At 56.7% G+C, this 18,268-nt stretch carries 18 protein-coding genes and 1 pseudogene; 14 read left to right on the top strand and 5 right to left on the bottom strand.

Features of this window, described 5'->3' with window-relative positions; genetic code table 11:
* Positions 1-201: 201 nt before the first annotated feature.
* Positions 202-1,215, bottom strand: coding sequence for a DUF4335 domain-containing protein (locus tag NW839_RS03060; protein WP_414349876.1), 1,014 nt, complete (start codon positions 1,213-1,215; stop codon positions 202-204).
* Positions 1,216-1,222: 7 nt separating this feature from the next.
* Positions 1,223-1,867, bottom strand: a complete 645-nt coding sequence (locus NW839_RS03055; protein ID WP_414341745.1) for a DUF3038 domain-containing protein — start codon at positions 1,865-1,867, stop codon at positions 1,223-1,225.
* A 391-nt stretch (positions 1,868-2,258) separates the two neighbouring features.
* Between NW839_RS03055 and NW839_RS03050 the strand changes: the two genes are divergently transcribed.
* The 10 genes and pseudogenes from NW839_RS03050 to NW839_RS03005 all read left to right on the top strand — a co-directional run bounded on the left by NW839_RS03050 (position 2,259) and on the right by NW839_RS03005 (position 8,576).
* Positions 2,259-2,786 (top strand): FHA domain-containing protein, encoded by a 528-nt coding sequence (locus tag NW839_RS03050; RefSeq protein ID WP_011432802.1) that lies wholly within the window; start codon positions 2,259-2,261, stop codon positions 2,784-2,786.
* A gap of 30 nt (positions 2,787-2,816) precedes the next feature.
* Positions 2,817-3,560 carry a class I SAM-dependent methyltransferase gene (locus NW839_RS03045; protein ID WP_414349877.1) on the top strand — a complete coding sequence of 248 codons (744 nt, stop codon included), beginning with the start codon at positions 2,817-2,819 and terminating at the stop codon, positions 3,558-3,560.
* 17 nt (positions 3,561-3,577) lie between these two features.
* On the top strand, positions 3,578-4,360 hold the full coding sequence (locus NW839_RS03040; protein ID WP_414349888.1) for an ABC transporter permease: 783 nt from the start codon (positions 3,578-3,580) through the stop codon (positions 4,358-4,360).
* A 341-nt stretch (positions 4,361-4,701) separates the two neighbouring features.
* The gene (locus tag NW839_RS03035) at positions 4,702-5,019 is read left to right on the top strand and encodes a DUF4394 domain-containing protein (protein WP_414380464.1); all 318 of its coding nucleotides are present in this window, start codon (positions 4,702-4,704) and stop codon (positions 5,017-5,019) included.
* Positions 5,020-5,253: 234 nt separating this feature from the next.
* Positions 5,254-5,451 (top strand): annotated as a pseudogene (locus NW839_RS03030) (DUF4394 domain-containing protein); the annotation flags it as partial.
* 364 nt (positions 5,452-5,815) lie between these two features.
* Positions 5,816-6,340, top strand: a complete 525-nt coding sequence (locus tag NW839_RS03025; protein ID WP_414349879.1) for a sigma-70 family RNA polymerase sigma factor — start codon at positions 5,816-5,818, stop codon at positions 6,338-6,340.
* Entirely contained in the window at positions 6,337-7,083 is a 747-nt protein-coding gene (locus NW839_RS03020; protein WP_414349880.1) for an anti-sigma factor domain-containing protein, read from the top strand. Before NW839_RS03025 ends, NW839_RS03020 begins: the two co-directional genes overlap by 4 nt.
* Positions 7,084-7,216: 133 nt before the next feature.
* Positions 7,217-7,438 carry a DUF2839 domain-containing protein gene (locus tag NW839_RS03015; RefSeq protein WP_414349881.1) on the top strand — a complete coding sequence of 74 codons (222 nt, stop codon included), beginning with the start codon at positions 7,217-7,219 and terminating at the stop codon, positions 7,436-7,438.
* 40 nt (positions 7,439-7,478) lie between these two features.
* Positions 7,479-8,306 carry a carbon-nitrogen hydrolase family protein gene (locus NW839_RS03010; protein WP_011432809.1) on the top strand — a complete coding sequence of 276 codons (828 nt, stop codon included), beginning with the start codon at positions 7,479-7,481 and terminating at the stop codon, positions 8,304-8,306.
* Positions 8,307-8,315: 9 nt separating this feature from the next.
* Entirely contained in the window at positions 8,316-8,576 is a 261-nt protein-coding gene (locus NW839_RS03005) for a glutaredoxin family protein (protein ID WP_414329232.1), read from the top strand.
* A 37-nt stretch (positions 8,577-8,613) separates the two neighbouring features.
* Here the strand turns inward: NW839_RS03005 and NW839_RS03000 are convergent, their stop codons facing one another.
* Entirely contained in the window at positions 8,614-12,111 is a 3,498-nt protein-coding gene (locus NW839_RS03000) for a DNA polymerase III subunit alpha (RefSeq protein ID WP_414349882.1), read from the bottom strand.
* 117 nt (positions 12,112-12,228) lie between these two features.
* Between NW839_RS03000 and selD the strand changes: the two genes are divergently transcribed.
* The 3 genes from selD to NW839_RS02985 all read left to right on the top strand — a co-directional run bounded on the left by selD (position 12,229) and on the right by NW839_RS02985 (position 15,213).
* The gene (selD, locus tag NW839_RS02995; RefSeq protein ID WP_414349883.1) at positions 12,229-13,305 is read left to right on the top strand and encodes a selenide, water dikinase SelD; all 1,077 of its coding nucleotides are present in this window, start codon (positions 12,229-12,231) and stop codon (positions 13,303-13,305) included.
* A gap of 131 nt (positions 13,306-13,436) precedes the next feature.
* A complete protein-coding gene (locus tag NW839_RS02990) occupies positions 13,437-13,934 on the top strand; it encodes a hypothetical protein (protein ID WP_414329228.1) in 498 nt (165 codons plus the stop codon).
* Positions 13,935-14,076: 142 nt separating this feature from the next.
* Complete coding sequence (locus tag NW839_RS02985) at positions 14,077-15,213, top strand: ABC transporter permease (protein WP_414349884.1); 1,137 nt, start codon at positions 14,077-14,079, stop codon at positions 15,211-15,213.
* A 47-nt stretch (positions 15,214-15,260) separates the two neighbouring features.
* Here the strand turns inward: NW839_RS02985 and NW839_RS02980 are convergent, their stop codons facing one another.
* Positions 15,261-16,202: a hypothetical protein gene (locus NW839_RS02980; protein ID WP_414349885.1), complete on the bottom strand. Its 942-nt coding sequence runs from the start codon at positions 16,200-16,202 to the stop codon at positions 15,261-15,263.
* A gap of 300 nt (positions 16,203-16,502) precedes the next feature.
* Here NW839_RS02980 and NW839_RS02975 point away from each other — a divergent pair, with 300 nt between their 5' ends.
* Positions 16,503-17,084, top strand: a complete 582-nt coding sequence (locus NW839_RS02975; protein WP_414349886.1) for a hypothetical protein — start codon at positions 16,503-16,505, stop codon at positions 17,082-17,084.
* A gap of 221 nt (positions 17,085-17,305) precedes the next feature.
* Here NW839_RS02975 and NW839_RS02970 read toward each other — a convergent pair whose 3' ends face one another.
* On the bottom strand, positions 17,306-18,190 hold the full coding sequence (locus NW839_RS02970; protein ID WP_414329850.1) for a hypothetical protein: 885 nt from the start codon (positions 18,188-18,190) through the stop codon (positions 17,306-17,308).
* Positions 18,191-18,268: the final 78 nt, after the last annotated feature.

Below are 18,268 nucleotides of genomic sequence, written 5' to 3'. Positions count from 1 at the left end.
CCTCTAATCCCCTGGCCCTGAAAGTAGGGTTATTTCGATTCAAACTGGGACAATGCACCCAACACCTAAAACGTTGAACGCAGGGGGCCAGAGAGCTGTTCTCAGTGGCCCACGGGTCTCACCCTAACCTGAAGTGACTATTGATAACATCCCTAGGTAGACTATAGTGCTGACCCACCCCAGCTTGGCCTGTCGGGATGCCTACCTGTCCTGGGTTACTTCCACCTGGTTGCCCGGCTCTAGGCTGACGCGGAACTGTTGTGCGCCTGCCGGCAAGGGATCCGGCGGTAGCTCCGGCAGGTCGGCAAATGGGGTTTCGGCTCGGCGCTCCCGGGCCAGCGCATCCTCCGGCTCGGCAGCCAGCAGGGATCCCGTCCTATCCACCGTTACCCGGTAGACCAAGCTCTCTGGCCAATCGGGGGGAGACTGCCACTGCTCTGCCAAAATGTCTCGCAGACGGGAAAGGGGATCCGCCCCTGCTGCCTCTCTTCCCGCTGTTGGGTCAGATTCTTGGAGGGATGTGGCCAAAGGCTGCGATTGACCCGTCAAGGCAGGGATGGTGAGCTGCTCTTGCGGGGAAGGGGAACCTGTGGGATCCCTAGGGGGGCGACTGGCCCAGATCCCAACACCGGCCACAACTGCGATCCCGCCCACCAGCAGGGCCGCGATCCCAGTGGGCTGTCGATACCAAGCCAGCGTCACCGGAGTTCCCAGATTGGCCAGTTGGGGAATGTCATCCGCCACCTGGGAGAGGTTCTCCAGCAGGTCGTACAACTGCGTCATCGACAAATCCACCTGCGCGATGCGATCTTCCCCTTGGCGCACCGTGAGGCGATGAAAAATAAAATCAAGCGGACGGATGGCCACGGTACCGCTGAAGGTTCCCTTGGGTTCCCCACTCAAGTGGGATCCCACGTAGCGGTCGATTACGGTGATCAAATCGTTGAGCCAAAGGTTATCTCCGTGTAAGGTTTTGACCGTTTCCCCCTGGCGGATTTCCAACTGACACTCGAAGCTGCGCTGGATGGCTTGCAGCGGCGGCGTTGCAGAGGAGTCTGAAGAATTGGAATCGGCAGGGGCTTCTCCCCGTACAGTCAGCGTAGAAGTGGGTTGTTGATAGGTGTGGCTAATCAGGGTGAGGCTGGGCATGGCAACTGCGGGCGAACAACACGGGTAGAGGGCTACAGAGGCGATAACAGAGGTGATAATTGACAAACCTGCCTCAAGAAGAGGGTGAGGTATCGGGGCCGGAGCTGTGGGCTACCCCCTCTTCTTCCAGATCGCTGCCGGCAGGCAAATCCATCTCAGGACGGCTGAGCAAGGCTTTCCACAGGCGCTGAGCGCCTTTCGGGCTACTGTAGAACATCAGCTCAATCAAGATGCGCAGGGCCAGCTCGGTGAGGCTATTCTCATCGCGCACGTCCCCATCCACCATGCGGCTGCGGTAGTGAGAGAGGAATTCATCCAAGTAATCTCCCACCAGCGGCTGACGGAAGGGGCTGAGCTCTTGATCGACAGCGGCTTCCAGTTGCTCCAAGGTGCTGCGGATACGGGCTTGTTGCTGAGCAGCCAGATAGGCAATCACCATCACCAGGGCGCGGGCCTCTTCGATATCCACCTTTTTGCGCCCACCGCTGCTGCGGCGCAAGGGGTTAGCATTGCGCAGTCGCCAGAGGGTCACCCGGTCGCCAATCTGCTCTTCCAAGTTGAGGGCTTTGGCTGCGGCCAGAACCGCTTCGGAACTTTCTCCGCTCAGGGACTCCAACCCCAGCAGTAGCAAGTCCAACTGGGCTTTGATGGTACCGGTGGCTGTGTTCAGGCCAACGGGCCGACTGTCTAACTGAATGTGCTTGTGTTCCACCGTCACGCTGTCAATGGGAGCTTTGGGTTTCGACGAAACTCTATGATCTCCTGTCCAAGCCAAACCTGCAACCTACCTCCCTGCGCTCTAGTCTAAAAGACTTTGGGCATGCTAGACTGCTCGCCAGCCTGCCGAGAGTTGAGCTCTCAGGGTTCTTCCCCAAAACGGGGTAACTCTGGATGCATCTTAGACCAATAAGAATGGGTTTTCTGGGCCGGTTTCTGTTTCGGCAACACCCCTACTCCTAGCTGAACTTGGGCTTTTGGACTCAGGGGGATGGCTACTTATAATGGGGAAAGCAGCTGCTGCCTTGGCCTTTAAGAGCTAAGTGACTACCCACCTTCATTGAGTTTCCCTTTTGTTGACACCAGCGACTCTAGGTGCAGCTTGATTCATCATGGCCTCTTCTGCTCGCTGCAGTACTCAGCCTGTCCCTGTTCACTGGGTCTTGATCTTCAGGGATCGATTGGGGCAGAGGGGGGTTGTTCTGGATAGTATCTATTACTCAGTGGGACGGTCTAAAGACAATCATATTCGCCTTTACGATCCCTGCGTCTCTCGGAAACACGCTTCCCTCATCCGCATCCCAGGTTCAGGGCCAACTGCACAGGGATCCCTGCAGTACAGCTACATGGTATTCGATGGCAGTCCGGGATCCAGGCCCAGCACCAATGGCCTATTCGTCAACGGAAAACGGGTTTTGTCCCATCGCCTTCAGCTTCTAGATAAGATAAGGTTTGGGCCGAACGTAACAGCAATTGTGGAGACAACGGATCGACTCAGCCCGGAAACCCTAGCCAAGTTATTGCAGCCTCTGGATGCTGCTAGCTCTACATCCCCATCCACCTTTGATTTTAATAAAGACACGGAGCCGAACCCGGAAAACCTGGCTCAGCCAGAGGAAGAGGATTTCACTGTTGCCTAAGCCAACCCAACCAGTCTTCTGAATCCTCCTGTGCCCCCCATCCCACCTGCTCTGAGCGGCTACTGGCAAAATGCCTTTGACCTAGAAGACCATCTGGGATCCTTCCTGGGCCTTGCGGCTGCCGATCTGCGGGAGAGGCTGCGGGCAGGGCAGCAGCAATTGGCGGAGTTGGGCCGGCGAGACTTTGGCTGGGATCGGGCAGATGCGTTTTATCGGGATCAGGTGAGATCCGCCTATCTGCTGGATTTGGCGGCTTGGCACCTGAGCAGCACCGACTACATCGGCGATACCTTACGCCTGGTGGCGGATCATGCCCGCGGGTTGGTGTTGGATTTTGGCGGCGGCATCGGCACCCATGCTATCGGGGCGGCCCTCTGCGCAGCGGTGGATCAGGTGATCTTCTGGGATATCAACCCCATCCATCGGCAGTTTGTGCAACGGCGGGCGGAAAAGCTGGGCTTAACCGAGCGCATCCACTGTCCAGAAAACTTCCCAGAAGAGATCTTTTTTGACACGGTCATCTGCTTCGATGTGGTGGAACATCTGGCGGATCCGGCAGCGCAGTTGCGGCAGTTTTACGACTGGCTCAAGCCGTCAGGTAAGCTTTTGATCAACTGGTACTTTTTCAAGGGGTTTAACGGCGAGTTTCCTTTTCACCTGGACGACCCGCAAAAGGTAGAGCAATTCTTTCAGGTGCTGCAAAGCTGTTTTTTGGAGGTGTTTCACCCCTATTTCATTACCGCCCGCTGTTACCGCAAGTGGGATAAAAGCTGAGATTGGAGAAAACCAAGGTGCTGCGCTATTTGCGGATACTGTGGCTGTTTTGGAGCACCTCAATCGCGGCAGAAATGGAGTACCGTGCCAATTTTTTCTTTGCCAGCCTCAGCAGTCTGGGTGGCTTGGGATCCGCTCTGTTTGGGCTGTCGTTGTTTTACCAGCAGGGGCACCGGCTGGGCGGTTGGAGTTGGCCGGAAGCCCTCATCGTGTTGGGGGTGTTCACCATTCTGCAGGGGGTGTCGGCCAGTCTCTTTAACGTCAACCTCAATCGCATTGTGCAGCAGGTGCAGGAAGGCACCTTGGATTTTGTTTTGCTAAAGCCAATAAGCAGCCAGTTTTGGCTGTCGGCCAGGGTGTTTTCCCCCTGGGGCCTGGTGGATATCGGCTTTGGCCTGTTGCTGATTCTCTACGCCGGGATCCAGCTCCATTTGCCTGCTTGGGCCTATGCTCTGGGGCTGTTGCCTCTGCTGCTGGGGCTGATCATCCTCTACAGCCTCTGGTTTATGTTGGGAGCCACCAGCATTTGGTTTGTGAAAATCTACAACGTCACCGAGGTGCTGCGGGGCCTAGTAGAGGCAGGACGATTTCCGATAGTGGCCTATCCGGTGGCCTACCGCGTGTTTTTCACCTTCGTCGTGCCGGTGGCTTTCCTGACCACCATCCCGGCGGAGACTCTGCTGGGGCGAGCCCAATGGCCGTGGCTGCTGGGATCCGCTCTGCTGGCGGCAGGGCTGTTGTGGGGATCCCATCTCTTCTGGCGCTTTGCCCTGCGCTTTTACACCAGCGCTTCCAGTTAAAGTCTGGGCCAAAAAGCTTGGATCCCACGCATCCGAGTTTCCAGGAGTTGAGTAATTTCTACAGACGCGCCCCATGCGCTGCCATCGCAGAGAACAACTGCCTTCAGTACAAGGCAGAGGGAATCGCAGAGTTCTCTGGGTTGAGGGCAAAAAAGTTTTCACTGCAGCGCTTTGCAGCCACAGGCTCTGTGGTTTAGGGGGGCTTGTCTGTCAGTGGTTTTGATGGTCTGTCGATCTTTTGAGGAGCCTGTTCAATGCACAAACACACAAGCTTTGTAGCAGCATCTGTGATAGCCGGCAGTTTTGCTCTCTTGGGCTGTGGCAGCAGCACTTCGTCTTCGATGATGCCTTCCCAAGCGGATTTGGTGGCTTTGAGCAGCGGCAACCGCCTCACCTTTATCCGCTCTGCCGATGCCTTTGTGCAGGGATCCCTGACGGTAACAGGAGTGAACGGCAACCTCATTGGTATCGATGTGCGTCCTGCCAACCGACTGCTCTATGGACTCACCGACACCAGCATCCTTTACACCATCAACTTGCAGACCGGTGCCGCTACCGTAGCCAGTACCCTGTCAGCGCCCTTTACGGCGGGCATGCTTTCTGGCATGGACTTCAACCGTTCCGCAACTCATGGTCGTTTATTTCACCGCCCAGGATGAACTAAACAACCGGTTGCTTCCTGCTTCTACGACCCTTACCTAGCTGAGCTTTTGACCCAACCCCGGCAGAGGAATCTCCACAGGCGCGACTTCCCCCAGAACTTGAGGTAGAGTTAGCAAAGCTAACTAGATCGGTGGTAACAAAAACCGTAGCTGCCGTCAACTTGCCGTGAACCTAGAACCGCTCAAATAAACGATGATAAAAACAGCAGCTGCTGTTAACCCCCCAACGATGGGGTTCAGGTGCCCATTGGCCCTCTGGGGGTGAACTTCGGCCCTATGGGTGGGTTTGACATCCGTACTGCTGATGGAGTGGATACCGGCTTTGCCATCGGCGGCTCCACCTTGTATCGAATTGACCTAAACACCGGTCGGGCCACATCCCTGGGCACCCTGCCGGGTGGGCCGTTCTTTGGCTTGGCCGCCCTCTAGGAAAGCCGATTCCCATTTGCCTATCTAAATTAAATTAAATCAAGGTTAATCAACATTAATCAATGTTTTGGATTCATTGATTTGGAACCAATTGTTGGAATCGTTTTGAGATCGTTGCTGCTGTTGATCCTTGACCCGGCCCGATCCCAGCTCAGGATTGGGCCTTCTATCTCCCCTTAGCTCGGGGTTGACCTCCGCCTATGCAGACGATAAATTATGAGAGCCGCTGCCCTGCTTGGATTACTCTGGGCGATGCTTGTGCCTCTGCAGTTTCTTTCTCTTTTCCATCCCGTTTCCTCTTCCCACTCATGAAGATCGAGGGTGACAAAGCTGAGGAATCCTGCAGGAAAAAACCGATGCAGAGGTGTTTGCAGCCCTAAAAGCAGGCCGGTCACAAGCTCTGGCCATTCTCTACGACCGACATGCCGGCTTGGTGTACGGAATTGCCTGCAAAATGCTGGGCAGTACTGCCGAAGCCGAAGATCTCACCCAGGATATTTTTTTGAACTTGGCTCGTTCCTCCTTTGATCCCAGACGGGGATCCCTGCGCACCTACCTGAGCATCTTGGCCCGCTCTCGCTGTTTGGATCGGCTGCGCTCTTGGCGGAATCGACAGCGCTCCTTGAAACGGGGCAGAGTGGAATTGCAGGGTAGTCCTGCTGCGGATCCCACCTTGGAGCAGTTGGCCCAAGCGGAACGGGTGGCCGAGGTGCAAACGGCTTTGGCCGAGTTGTCCGAAAGTCAGCGGCAAGTCTTGAAGATGGCCTATTACGAAGGCATGAGCCAAACGGAAATTGCCAAGCAACTGGATCTGCCTTTGGGAACGGTCAAAGCCAGAGCCCGGCGGGCTCTGCTGCGGCTGCGCGAGTTGTTGGGAGGCCCCTCATGAAAGCCGAATCTGTGTCTCCCGAAGAACTGCAACTGTGGCTGGCAGGCTATGTGCTGGGGGATCTCTCCCCGGAAGAGGCCGACCGGCTGGAGGCATTGCTCAAGCTGCGCCCGGAGCTGCACCGAGAACTGCAGGCTTTGCAACAGGCATTGGAGACAGCCTACGGCGTGGAGGAAAAGCAACCTCCCCCCGCCCTGCGGGCTTCTCTGTTGCAGGCGCAGGCAGCCCAACCGATGCGCACCCCCGCCTGGATTGCCAAGGGATCCCGTCTCTGGCAACGGGGCTTGGGGGCGGTGGCCGCAGGCTTGATCGTCGCTTTGGGGCTGGGGAACCTCTACCTGTGGCGCAGGCTGCAGCTAGCCCAGACGCAAGGGATCCCTGGCGAGGTGTTGACCTATGAATTGCAGCCGACTGCGGAGAACCTGGCCGGCTCGGTCAAGCTTGAGGTGGATCCCCAGCGCCTGCAAGGGCGATTGGTGGCCCAAGGGTTGCCGCCTTTGCCGGAAGGCCGGGTCTATGCCCTGTGGGTGGTGCTGGAACCGGAGGCGCCCTTTACCACCGATAGGGCGGGGGCCGTTCTCGTGGCAGCTTTTCCGGTGGATGAAACAGGAAATCGCCAACAGGAGCTGCGCCTACCGCCGGTGTTTGAATCTACAGAATGGGTGCGGGCTGTGGCCATTACCGAAGAGGATGGCAATCGTCCCCAAGAGCACCAGGGATCCCCTTTGTGGATTTCCGGCTAGGGATGGATTGGCGTGGCCCGATGGCACAAGTAGGCGATTGTGATGCAGATGGATGTCAACCCAGTCTTGTGACCAAGGCAGAAGGCCTTAAGATAAAAGTCGCCACCCCAGCGAAGAACTTGGAGGCCACCCCATGGGCGAAGCGAAGCGCCGTAAAACCCGCATCAGCCAAGATCCCGACCAAGAGCTGGTGTTTCCCAACCTCAAGGATATTCCCCTCACCAAAGGGCAAGCTCGCGCCATCTACAATTGGACAACCCGTGGCGCTTGGGCAGGCATCATTCTCCTGGCCATCATTTGGGTGGTGATCCGATTTGTAGGGCCTGCCTTGGGCTGGTGGCATCTGGTCGGCTAGCCGGCCGGATCCCCTCTAGCATCCTTTGGAGTTTCCGTCTATGCGCTCTTATCTGGCAGCCGCCATTCAAATGACCAGCATTCCCGATCTGGCCAGCAACTTGCAGCAGGCGGAAGAGTGGATCGACTTTGCAGTGCGCCAGGGATGCGAGCTGGTGACGCTACCAGAAAACTTTGCCTTCATGGGGCCGGAAGCCGAGAAAGCCCGCCTTGCTCCTGAGATTGCGGAGCGGGCGGAGGAGTTTTTGGCCAAGATGGCCCAGCGTTACCAAGTATTTATTTTGGGAGGAGGGTATCCTGTGCCGGACGGGCAGGGCAAAGTTTACAATACCGCTGCCCTCTACAGCCCCGATGGCAAAGAGCTGGCCCGTTATCGCAAAATTCACCTGTTCGATGTGAATTTGCCCGACGGCAATACCTACCGCGAGTCGAACACGGTGGTCAGCGGAGATGAGGTGGTCACCTGCGAGCAAGAGCAACTGGGGAACCTCGGTTTGTCGGTCTGCTACGACGTACGCTTTCCAGAGCTGTACCGATCCCTGGTGGATCGCGGAGCCCAGATTTTGCTCATCCCTGCCGCCTTCACGGCCTACACGGGTCGGGATCACTGGCAGGTTTTGCTGCAATGCCGGGCCATTGAGAACACCTGTTACGTGATAGCCCCCGCCCAGGTGGGCACCCACTACGAGCGGCGACAGTGTCACGGCCATGCCATGATCGTGGACCCCTGGGGGACTATCTTGGCGGATGCGGGTGGCGAAAAACCGGGGGTGGCCATTGCTGAAATTAACCCAGAGCGTTTCCAGTTGGTCAGGCGGCAGATGCCTTCCCTACAACACCGTCGGCTGGCCTGCACCGTCACCCGCTAGGGATCCGCTATGCCTTGGCCCCCCCTGATTCTCTACAGCAAACCCGGCTGCCACCTCTGCGAGAGCTTGGTGGAGAAGTTGCGGCAGATCCCCGAAATCCGTGATCTGGAAGTCCGCGACATCACCTCCAACCCGAGTTGGTGGGAGCAATACCAACTGGAAGTTCCCGTGCTCACTCTGGCAAGGGATCCCGAGCGACCTTTGCCACGTCCTTCCCCTCGGCTGACGGTGAGCCAGTTGCGGGCTTGGCTTGAGAAACAGCTCCGTTGAATTTCTCCTGCTGTTGCCGGAGCTTTCTCTGCCATGCCTATGGAGAGAGCAGCGATTCGCTGCGGGCGGTGTAGCCGGCTTGACGCAGGGCTTCAACGGCGGCTTGGGCATTGTTAACCCAAAATTGGGATCCCATTCTCACCCAAAGGGTATGGGGATGGGCGGTGATGGCAGCCACGACAGGAATGCGATTTTCTTCTTTAATTTCCGAGCGTTGGCGAGCGATTAGCGTCTGTAAACGGTATCGATCCTCCAGTGTCCCAGCAGAGTCGAGAGGGATCTCCACCGTTACCCAACTAACAGATTCAATCGGTTGTAAATCTTCCACAATCAGTTGCACCTGTTCATCCCGCTGATCCACTTTGGCCCAAACCAATAGCCGTTGATCCACCTCCAGGCAACCGCGCAAACGTTCATAGGTTTTGGGGAAGATCACTGCTTCACAACTGCCGGTGAGATCTTCCAGTTGCAAAATGGCCATGCGATCCCCTTTCTTGGTTGTGACATTTTTAATGGCAGTCACCAGGGCGAGAACGCCCACAGAGGCATCGGCTGCGCAGCCGCCCAAGTCAGCTAGGTTTACAGGGGCCAGCAGCCGCGCTTGCTCCTGAATGCGCCGCAGCGGATGATCCGAGACATAAAACCCCAGCAGCTCCCGTTCTAGCCTCAACTTTTCCTGAGGTGGAAAATCTTCAGTAGCCGGCCCACGCGGAGCCTCCACAAATCCATTGCCGGCGCTGCTATTGCTCCCCAATAGATCGAACAAGCTGGCTTGGCCGATGGCTTTGGACTTGGCCCGATCCGCGGCCCAACTGAGGATTGGATCCAGATCGGCAATCAACTGCTTGCGATTGCTGGAAATTCGATCAAAGGCACCGGCATGAATCAGCGCTTCGATGGCGCGACGGTTCACAATACGCAGATCCACCCGCTCACAGAAATCGGCCAGAGAGGTAAAGGGGCCATCAGCTTGACGGGCAGCCAAAATGTTTTGAATGGCCCCCTCCCCTACATTCTTCACTGCCCCCAGACCAAACAAAATGCTGGATCCCTGGGGAGTAAAGTCCATTCCAGAACGGTTGATATCCGGCGGCTGAATTTGGATCCCAATTGACAAGCAATAGGTAATGTAGCGCTGTACCTTGTCCTGATCTCCCCCCACAGAAGAGAGCAAGGCTGCCATATATTCCGTTGGGTAATTGGCCTTGAGGTAAGCTGTTTGAAAAGTAATCAACCCATAGGCAGTAGAATGCGATTTATTGAAGCAATACTCGGCGAAAGCAACCATTTGATCAAACAATTCTGTGGCAACTTCTTGGCTTACACCCCGCTTGGCTGCCCCCTGCACAAATTGCTCGCGGTGTTTCTCCATCTCGGAGACTTTCTTTTTCCCCATCGCTCGCCGCAGCAGATCGGCTTGGCCTAAGGTGTATCCGGCCATGTCTTGGGCAATGCGCATGATCTGTTCCTGGTAGAGGATGGCTCCGTAGGTATCCTGAAGAATGGGCTTGAGGAGTTCGTGGGCATAGGTTACCGGTTTGCGACCGTGCTTGCGATCGATAAAGTCGGGGATCATTCCCGTATCCAATGGGCCTGGCCGGTACAAGGCCAATACTGAAGAAATATCTTCCAGGTTGGAAGGTTTGAGCTCCCGCACCACCTGCTTCATGCCAGAAGATTCCAGTTGGAAGATCCCTTCCAGCTCTCCCTTTTCCAAAAGCTGGTAGGTTTTCTTGTCGTCTAGGGGTAGGTTATCCAGATCTATATTGACGCCATTGTGTTCTCGAATCAGTTCCACTGCCCGCTGAATCATCGTCAGGTTGCGCAGACCCAAAAAGTCCATCTTCAGCAAGCCCAAAGACTCGATATCTTCCATCGAGTACTGGGTGATAATTTGGCCTTCATTGTTGTACTGCAGAGGCACGATCTCATCTAAGGGATCCTTAGCAATCACCACACCGGCAGCGTGAACCCCGAAGGTTTTGTTGGTGCCCTCCAACAAACGTGCCAGCTCGATCCAGCGGTGGGTGGTTGGGTCTTTCTCGTATTTTTCTTTGAACTCTGGAGCGGGAGTATCCTCGCCAATCATCTCTTCCAATTTTGCGGGCTTGCCTCGGGATACCGGGATCAATTTCGCCATTTTGTCGGCTTCTGAGTAGGGAATGTCTAAGACTCGACCGACATCTTTGAGAATGGCTTTAGAGGTCATGCGGTTAAAGGTGATGATCTGGGCGACTCGCTCTTGGCCGTATTTGCGGGTCACATAGTCGATCAGCTCTCCCCGCCGCTCGATGCAAAAATCCGTATCGATATCCGGCATCGATTGACGTTCTGGATTGAGAAATCGCTCAAACAGTAGGCCGTATTTAACCGGGTCAATGTTGGTAATTTGTAGGGCATAGGCCACCAGGGATCCTGCTGCCGAGCCTCGCCCCGGCCCCACCGGGATCCCCTGCTCGCGGGCATAGCGAACGTAGTCCCAGACCACCAGGAAATAGCTGGAGAAGCCCTTTTGTTGGATGATGTTCAGCTCAAAGCGCAGGCGCTCCTGGTAGTTTTGGGGGATCTGATCCGGCTGAGCAACACCGCAGCGCTTCGCCAGCCCCTGCCAGGCCAATTCTGTGAGATAGCTATCGGCAGAATGGCCCGGTGGAACCGGGTAGTCGGGCATGCGCATTTCCCCAAATAGGTCATAGCCCTCGATCTTTTCCAGCACCTTCAGGGTGTTGGCGATGGCCTCGTCAATCACCTCCTGTTCCAAATGGTCACGGCAGAGACGGCGCATCTCTTCTGGGCTTTTCAGGTATTCGGTTCCGGTGTAGCGAAGGCGATTTTTTTCAGTAAGGGATTTGCCTGTTTGAATGCAGAGCAGCGCATCGTGGGCCTCTACATCCCAGCAGGAAATAAAATGGCTATCGTTGGTGAGGATGATCGGGATCCCCAATTCGCGGGCGATGCGCACCAACTGCACATTGACAAAGCGATCTTCTTGATAACCGTGATCCTGAATCTCGATGTAATAATCATCCCCAAACTGCTCTTGGTACCAAGCGGCAACTTCACGGGCAATTTCTGGCCGCCGCTGCAAAATAGCTTGAGGCACTTCTCCTGCCAAGCAGCCGCTGGTGACGATCAGCCCTTCTTTGTATTGCACCAAATACTCTTTGTTGATGCAGGGGCGAGAGAAAATCCCTTTCCCTTGAATGCCATGTAGATGGGAAATGGTGGTTAGCTTCACTAAGTTTTTGTAGCCCTGGGTGTTTTTGGCCAGAACCACCTGGTGATACTTGGGGTACTTGCGGCTTTTATCGCGGATATCGCCGTTGATCACGTACATTTCATTGCCGATGATTGGAGTAATCCCTTTGCTTTTACACAGTTTCACCAGCTCTAACGCCCCATACATGACACCGTGATCCGTCAGGGCCAGCCCCGGCAAACCCATAGCGACCACCTGCTCGATCAGACGCGGCAATTGGCTGGCGCCATCCAAGAGGCTGTATTCGCTGTGGAGATGCAAAGGAACAAAAGACATGGCAACGCTATGGATAGTGGGATCCCTTTAACCTTAACTCAGCGTGTCCATTTCTCGACTGCCTGCAGATGCCGCTACAGTAAAGTCAGCTGATGTTTTTTCCCTTTTCTTGAATCTATGGATGCTCCCATTCGCCTCACCCAGTACTCCCACGGCGGTGGCTGCGGCTGTAAAATTGCCCCGGCCCTGCTGCAACAAATTCTTAAGGATGTGCCCCTGCTATCCCCAAATCCGGCTTTGTTGGTGGGAGCTGAAACCAGCGATGATGCGGCTGTCTATCAACTAAACGACCACCAAGCCCTAATTTTGACCACCGACTTCTTCATGCCGATTGTGGATGAGCCGGTGGATTTTGGTCGGATCGCGGCGACCAATGCCCTTTCCGATGTCTACGCGATGGGGGGCACTCCCATTCTGGCTTTGGCGGTTTTGGGCATGCCGGTCAATACCCTGCCGATGCAGGCCATCCAAGGGATCATGGCCGGAGGGATCCAGGTTTGCCAAGAAGCCGGGATCCCTTTGGCAGGGGGGCACTCCATCGATTCGCCGGAGCCCATCTTCGGCTTGGTGGCAGCAGGTTTGGCCCATCCACACCACATTCGCCGCAATGCCACGGCCCAAGCCGGGGACGATCTGATCCTGACCAAGCCGCTGGGGATCGGGGTGATGACCACCGCTCTGAAAAAGGGTCAGCTCAGTGCGGCAGGCTACGCGGAAGTTTTGCAGGTGATGACCCAGCTGAATCGCATCGGCTCGCAACTGGCTCGGCGACCGCAAGTTCACGCCATGACGGATGTAACAGGGTTTGGCCTGGTGGGACACTTGCTGGAAGTCTGTCGCGGCTCGGGGGTGGGGGCCAGTTTGGATCTGGCTTCCATTCCGTTTTTGGCAGAAGCGCTCTCGCTGGCAGAGGCGGGGATCTTTCCAGGGGCGGCTCGTCGCAATTGGCAGGGCTATGAGGGGGTACAGGCAGAATCCCTGCCCGAGTGGCAGCAACTGCTGCTGGCAGATCCCCAAACCAGCGGGGGCTTGCTGGTGGCGGTGGATCCCGGCTACACCTCAGATCTTTTGCAGGAGCTGCACAGTGCCGGCTACCCCTACGCCCGTCGCATTGGCCGCTGCCAAGCCGGAGATGCCGACAATATTAGAATCCATGTTACCGGCGAGATCATCCCCAGCCCATCGGCAGCCTGAAGAAGACCCTCTGGCAATGCTCGCAACACAAAGTCTCGATAGAGGGCTCAATATGAAGATTGCGTCAAGCAGCTCTGAGAAAGTTAAAGATCCCATGTGAGGCAAGGGAAGGTTGAGATATCCTAAAATCTATGAGCGAGCTTCCCCCCAGCCATAGTCTGGTCCAGCGAGTCGAGCCTGGCCAATTGATCCGCACCCTCAGCAGTGGTCAATTGCTGATGGTGGATCCACAACGGCACAACGCCCTGATCATCTGCAAGACGTTTCATGCCGAGTTTGCCGGGCCAGGCGCTGCGGTGGGGGGGCCCTTGGATGTGGAGTCCGGCGGCGTTGTCCCGATTGGGGATGTGGTTTTGCTGCATCCGCAAGACCACCAAGAGCGGCAAAGTGCCTATGCCAAGCGGCTGCACTGGATGCGTTGGCTACAGCAAATCACCGACAATCCTTTGCCGGCCCAGCGGGCGCGGGTTTTGCTCTTTAGCTTAGAGGAATTTTTCTCTGCGGATTTGGTTAGCCAATTGCCCGATGACATTTTGGCACGGCTGGTGGGGGTGCTGCCCCAGACGATTGCTGCGGTGCGGATGGAGATGACGGCCCTCTACAGCCCCAGCTATTCCTTGGCAGGCTGAGCTTGTCTTGGACTGGGGAAGGGACTCGTCCTGCCAGCATGAATCGGTGACACCTTGCAGCCCTCTCTGCAACTGGAACAAGACACGATCAGCTACACTGCTGGCATTTGGTTCAACTGGACTCGACTGGAATCTCTGCCTTATGCAGTGGTGGAAACGGCTTCGCCGCAATCGATGGGCCCAAGTAGGAGCTTACATTCTCCTTGTTTTCTACGCCTGCGCCATTTTTGCCGAGTTTGTTGCCCCCTACAGCCCGCTGGAATCGCAGCCGGGGGGATCCCTTCTGCCGCCCACCGCCATTCACTTTTGGGATGAATCGGGCGCTTGGATTGGGCCCCACGTTTATCCAACCCGCCAGGGGCCAGTGGATCTGGAAACGGGAGAACGCCCGCTCTTGGTGGATACCAGCCGTCCAGCCGGGATCCGCTTGTTTGTGGCCGGTACTCCCTACCGTTGGTTGGGGTTGATCCCCTCCAATCGGCATCTGTTCGGCACCGTCCCGCTGCGGCCTGTTGCAGAAGCAGGACAAGTGGGATCGCAAATCAGCGAAGAGCCCTCTGTGGCACGGCTACACCTGCTGGGCACAGATGATCAAGGTCGGGACTATTTCAGTCGCTTGGTCTATGGCGGGCGCGTCAGCCTGTTTATCGGCTTGGTGGGCATTGGCATCTCTTTCCCCATTGGTCTGCTGGTGGGGGCCATATCCGGCTACCTTGGGGGCTGGGTGGATACGCTCCTGATGCGCTTGGCAGAGGTGTTGATGTCGATTCCGACGCTGTATCTGCTGGTGTCGCTGGCAGCGGTGTTGCAGGTGAATCCGCTGACCGGGGTGCCCTTCAGCAATGCCGAGCGCTTCTTGGTGATTGTGGTGATCCTCTCTTTTGTGGGTTGGGCGGGCCTAGCCAGGGTGATTCGTGGGCAGGTGCTGTCCTTGCGAGAGCGGGACTTTGTGCAGGCAGCGCGGGTAGCCGGGGCTGGATCCCTGTATCTGCTGGTGCGGCATATTTTGCCCCAGACAGCTACTTATGTGGCGATCTCGGCAACCTTGGCGGTGCCCGGCTACATTGCGGCAGAGTCGGTGCTGAGCCTCATCGGGTTGGGGATCCAACAGCCGGATGCCTCTTGGGGCAACATGCTCTCGCTGGCCACCAACGCTTCGGTGATCATCCTACAGCCCTGGCTGGTGCTGGCCCCAACGCTGATGGTGGTGCTGACCTCTCTATCCTTTAACCTGCTGGGGGATGGTTTGCGAGATGCCCTCGATCCTCGGGAAGGGTGAGCTGCTTCCCCATTGCGCCGAGTGAGGGGAATGGAGTGGCCTGCAAATCACCGCTTTCCGTCGGGATAGAGCCGGTTTAGACCCTTGCGAGCCTTAGCATGGACATCCAGGGTGGCATCCATTTTCAGGATCTGCCGGTAAACTTGCTCGGCACGAGCCACTTCCCCTTCCCGTTCCAACTTTTCTCCTAGCTTGAGCAAGTTTTGGGCTGAGAGATCTGCCCAAGGATTCTGTTCGGCTGTTGGCTCCTGCAGTTGCCGCAGCTCTTCTAGGCGCTCTTGCACCATCGGTCGTAACAGCCAAGAGTCATCCAGATCCAAAACCTCTCGGTAGTAGCGCTGGGCCTCTTTAAAGTTCTTTTGCTCGTCGTAGGCTTCCGCCAGTTGTAGCGCCAGTTCCGCTGTGGGCTGATCCTTAAACTGGCGATGTAGTTGGTTCAGTCGCCGCACAAAGGGGGATCCCTGCTGCGGGTTTTTCAAATCCGGGGCGTGCTGAACCGGCAGATAGTCGTCCCTCTCCGCCGATGGTTGAGGGGAAGGGGCAGGCTCTGCAGCTTGAGGTCGAAGGGGCGCTTGGCGGCTGATGCTTTTGGGATCGATGGGGGTGGGCTTGTAAACCCAAATCGGCTGATCCGGAGGAGATGCGGGTGGGGTTGGGCGTGGGATCGGCTGCGGCAAGGGAATGGTCTTGCGATCCGGCGGTTCAGGAGATGGCTGCTTCAGCTCCTCAAGGGTGCTGGGAGGTTTGGGGGCCTGAAATTGAATCGCTTTGGGAGTCTCCCTGCGCTCTTGGGCCAATTCTCGGTACAGAGCGGCCAATTGAAGGTAACCCGCCTCCTCGTAGGCGGTGGCCAGCCAACGGGCATTCTCTGGGCTGGGATCCGCACGATAAGCTCGCCGGAGCAACTGCAAAGCAGTGCCGTAGTTGCGCTCTCGAATGGCTGCCTGCCCCAAACTGGCTGAGCTGGCCCCGGTCGTATCGCTAGCCATAGGTTTCCGTCATGCCTCGCTGTGCGCCGATGATAGATCAGTTCTCCCTAGCCAGCCACCTGGGGCAACCTTTGCGACTGGATCCCTTGGCCTTAGCATACCCTTGCCAAGCTGAACGTTGCTTGCCTAGAAGGGTCTCTCTGGAATTGGGTGGCAGACTTCTTTGCCGATACTGATCCGACAATTTGAGAGGACAATTTGATTATTACTGATTATTAAGACATTGAGATCTGGATGTGAGGTCGACTTTCAAGCTAGCTTGTGATCAAGCCTCGAGCAGCGACAGGTTCCGGCGCAAACATGATTCAACAGTTTCGAGAGCGGTACCCTATGGGCAGTTTGCTCACCGATCTGTTGCGTGTGGAAGAAGGGATCTACATTGTCAAAGCCCAGGTGATGGTCAACAATACGGTTCTGGGCAGTGGTATTGCCGGCTCCAACACAGTAGAAGAAGCGGAAGATGCTGCACTGAAGCGCGCCCTGAACCACGCAGGATTCGGCCATCCCACAACTGCATTAAGCCTGGGTGTGGACACTGCTAGGGTGCCTTATCTGCCAACTCCTGAGTTGGCCAACGGACACGCTCAGTCTTCCCCTGCTTCTCCAGCCCCCGAGTCGATAGGGATCCCTGCAAAGCCAAGTTCCCCAGAGCTGCCCGGTCTAAGTGAGCCGGCGGCCTATGGGGATGACCTATCGGACATCATTGCCCAAACGGATGTGGAGATGCAGCGCATTGGCTGGGGCCGCAAGGAAGGACAAGAGTTTTTGGAACGTCGCTTTCAGAAGAAATCTCGCCACCAACTAAGCGACGCCGAGCTGCGGGAGTTTTTGCGCTACCTAAAACAGCAGCCCTCCCGCCTCAGCAGCGAACCCCGCTTTTGAAGTCTTCTCGGCCTTGCCGCCAAGATCTCGGGATCTGGAGATCTGGCAACTCCTATCTTCCAACTAGGGTTGTTCCGAGCCCGTTCAAGTAGCCTCTGACCCTTGCCCCCGGCCCCTCTGGAAGGGGGAGTTGGGAATCAAGCCAGCCAACTGTTTTACTGCTAGTTGGCTGCTACTTGGAATAAGCCCGTTCTACCGTCGGTGTCTTGCTGCTGCTGAAGCTAGGGCGCACCTACAATCACGCTGGTGTCTTCCATTTGCTTCACGACCGTTTCTCCCCCTTCCGAGAGCACAACCCGTCGCTCTGGCACCGATACTCCGGCCACCTTGGCGGTTTGGTAGTTTTGCCCGGCCTGCACCACAGCGGGAATGACACCTGGGCCAGAAACCAGAGCAAAGGACTCGCCGCCGATCTGTATCATCCCGGAAACCTGTACACTGCGGGCAAACGCAGCTGGGTCGGGGGTAGGCGTTGGGATCGGGGTGGCCACGGCTACAGGCGCTCCATTGCCGTCGCCAGGAGGGGGCAAAACCGGAGGTGGAGGCAGGGGCGGCAGGACAATCTGCGGTTCAGGAGCGCGAATGTTCTGGGGCACAAAGGGATCCACACGGCCAGCCCCACTCAAGGCCCGCTGGGTTTCCTGCTCTCGATCCACTGGCGGGATCAGGCTAGAGGCAGCTTGGGTAGCCTGCAGAAGGGAGGGCACCGGCGGCGGGGGTTGATCGGGGGCGGTCTGGCCAAAGCCGGCAGGCAAGTTCACCGTTTGTTGGCGGGCGAGAGCTTGCATCTGGCTGGCTCCGCGGGCCAAGGTGGCGCTCATATCCTGTTCCCAAGTCCCTGCAGCATTCAGCCGCATGATCACAGGGCTGGTTCCCCCCCGAGACTCCACCCAAATTTCCGCTTCTGTGTCGCTCAATCGCCGCGAGCTGAGGATCCGGGATCCCGGAGGCAAGAGGGGCCGAAGCGCCAGTTCGGCCTCAGGAACAGCCTGTTCGTTGGCCAGAGCCGGGAACCAACGGGGGGCCAAAAACGCAACGCCCCCTGCCAACAGCAGGCCGGCTACAAGAAAGCAGGACAATGGGCGAGCAGGCAGCGATTTCAGCATAGAGACCACCGGGAGAGCATGACTCTAGTCAATAATAAGCTCAACTATACTGAAAATAATGTATAATATGTTCAGTAC

The organism is Synechococcus sp. R5-15 (assembly GCF_047462035.1).
Lineage (GTDB): Bacteria > Cyanobacteriota > Cyanobacteriia > Thermostichales > Thermostichaceae > Thermostichus.
Note: the sequence above shows the minus strand (reverse complement) of the source record. Positions and strands in the feature narration are given on the sequence as shown.